The sequence below is a fragment of the Streptococcus danieliae genome (genome assembly GCF_025447695.1).
Lineage (GTDB): Bacteria > Bacillota > Bacilli > Lactobacillales > Streptococcaceae > Streptococcus > Streptococcus danieliae.
Genome location: NZ_JAOBSU010000152.1, coordinates 1 through 2,689, shown reverse-complemented (window position 1 = coordinate 2,689; position 2,689 = coordinate 1). Strand labels below are relative to the sequence as shown.

Here is a 2,689-nt window from a genome sequence, read left to right as displayed (position 1 = left end):
CAGATGACTTAGCTGCATCTTTCTCTTCTTGAGTTAGATCGTTACGAGCTTCAATTTCTGCCTTCTTCGCCGCTGCTGCCTTGTCGATAGCTTCTTTAGCTGCTGGTTTCGCTGCTGCTTCTGGATTAACTGCTGTAATTGCATTTGTACCAGAATCTTTAGCCGCATCAACACCTGCTTGGTCGGTAGCCGCATCAACTGCGTCCTTAGCCTTGTCAGCTTCTTCATCAACAGTTGACTTAGCCTTATCTTTCTCTTCTTGAGTTAGATCGTTACGGGCATCAATTGCCGCCTTCTTATCCGCTGCCGCCTTGTCGATAGCTTCTTTGGCTGCTGGTTTTGCTACTGCTTCTGGATTGACTGCTGTAATTGCATTTGTACCAGAATCTTTAGCCACATCAACACCTGCTTGGTCGGCAGCCGCATCGACTGCGTCCTTAGCCTTAGCTGCCTCAGAGTCTACTTCTGCTTTCGCTGCCGCTTTCTCTTCAGCTGTTAAGTCATCACGAGCTTCAATTTCTGCCTTCTTATCCGCTGCCGCCTTGTCGATCGCTTCTTTAGCTGCTGGTTTCGCCACTGCTTCTGGATTAACTGCTGTAATTGCATTTGTACCAGAGTCTTTAGCCGCATCAACACCTGCTTGGTCGGCAGCCGCATCGACTGCATCCTTAGCCTTGCTGGCTTCTGCATCAACTGTGGCCTTAGCTGCATCCTTCTCTTCTTGAGTTAGTTTATTATCGGCATCAATTGCTGCCTTCTTATCCGCTGCCGCCTTGTCGATCGCTTCTTTGGCTGCTGGTTTCGCTACTGCTTCTGGATTAACTGCTGTAATTGCATTTGTACCAGAATCTTTAGCCGCATCAACACCTGCTTGGTCGGTAGCTGCATCGACTGCGTCCTTAGCCTTAGCTGCCTCAGAGTCTACTTCTGCTTTCGCTGCTGTTTTCTCTTCGGTTGTTAAGTCATCACGAGCTTCAATCGCTGCCTTCTTATCCGCTGCCACCTTGTCGATAGCTTCTTTGGCTGCTGGTTTCGCTACTGCTTCTGGATTAACTTTAGCAATCTCACCTGTACCAGAGTCTTTAGCCGCATCAACACCTGCTTGGTCGGTGGCCGCATCGACTGCATCCTTAGCCTTATCAGCTTCTGCATCAACTGTGGCCTTAGCTGCATCCTTCTCTTCTTGAGTTAGTTTATTATCGGCATCAATTGCTGCCTTCTTATCCGCTGCCGCCTTGTCGATAGCTTCTTTGGTTGCTGGTTTTGCTACTGCTTCTGGATTAACTGCTGTAATTGCATTTGTACCAGAATCTTTAGCCGCATCAACACCTGCTTGGTCGGTAGCCGCATCGACTGCGTCCTTAGCCTTAGCTGCCTCAGAGTCTACTTCTGCTTTCGCTGCTGTTTTCTCTTCGGTTGTTAAGTCATCACGAGCTTCAATCGCTGCCTTCTTATCCGCTGCTGCCTGGTCGATAGCTTCTTTGGCTGCTGGTTTCGCTACTGCTTCTGGATTAACTTTAGCAATCTCACCTGTACCAGAGTCTTTAGCCGCATCAACACCTGCTTGGTCGGTAGCCGCATCGACTGCATCCTTAGCCTTAACTGCATCAGAGTCTACTTCTGCTTTCGCTGCTGCTTTCTCTTCAGCTGTTAAGTCATCACGAGCATCAATCGCTGCCTTCTTATCCGCTGCTGCTTCATCGATAGCTTCTTTGGCTGCTGGTTTCGCTACTGCTTCTGGATTAACTGCTGTAATTGCATTTGTACCAGAGTCTTTAGCCGCATCAACACCTGCTTGGTCGGTAGCCACATCGACTGCGTCCTTAGCCTTCTTGGCTTCTACATCAACTAGTGACTTAGCCGCATCTTTCTCTTCTTGAGTTAGATCATTATTGGCATCAATTGCTGCCTTCTTATCCGCCGCTGCCTTGTCGATAACTTCTTTGGCTGCTGGTTTCGCTACTGCTTCTGGATTAATTGCTGTGATTGCACTTGTACCAGAATCTTTTGCAGCATCTACACCTGCTTGGTCGGTAGCCGCATCGACTGCGTCCTTAGCCTTAACTGCCTCAGAGTCTACTTCTGCTTTCGCTGCTGCTTTCTCTTCAGCTGTTAAGTCATCACGAGCATCGATCGCTGCCTTCTTATCCGCTGCCGCTTGATCAATGGCATCTTTAGCCGCTGGTTTTGCCGCTGCTTCTGGGTTAACTTTAGCAATCTCACCTGTACCAGAGTCTTTAGCCGCATCAACACCTGCTTGGTCGGTAGCCGCATCAACTGCGTCCTTAGCCTTGCTGGCTTCTGCATCAACTGTGGCCTTAGCTGCATCCTTCTCTTCTTGAGTTAGATCATTATTGGCATCAATCGCTGCCTTCTTATCCGCTGCTGCCTTGTCGATAGCTTCTTTGGCTGCTGGTTTCGCTGCTGCTTCTGGATTAACTGCTGTAATTGCATTTGTACCAGAATCTTTAGCCGCATCTACACCTGCTTGGTCGGTAGCCGCATCGACTGCGTCCTTAGCCTTAGCTGCCTCAGAGTCTACTTCTGCTTTCGCTGCTGTTTTCTCTTCAGTTGTTAAGTCATCACGAGCATCAATCGCTGCCTTCTTATCCGCTGCTGCCTTGTCGATAGCTTCTTTGGCTGCTGGTTTCGCTGCTGCTTCTGGGTTAACTTTAGCAATCTCACCTGT

Annotated in this window: 1 protein-coding gene; it reads right to left on the bottom strand. The window is 48.9% G+C overall.

The features are described 5' to 3' along the window. The coding region (locus tag N4310_RS08130) for a DUF1542 domain-containing protein (protein ID WP_262092776.1) at positions 1–2,689 on the bottom strand (2,689 nt) is incomplete at both ends.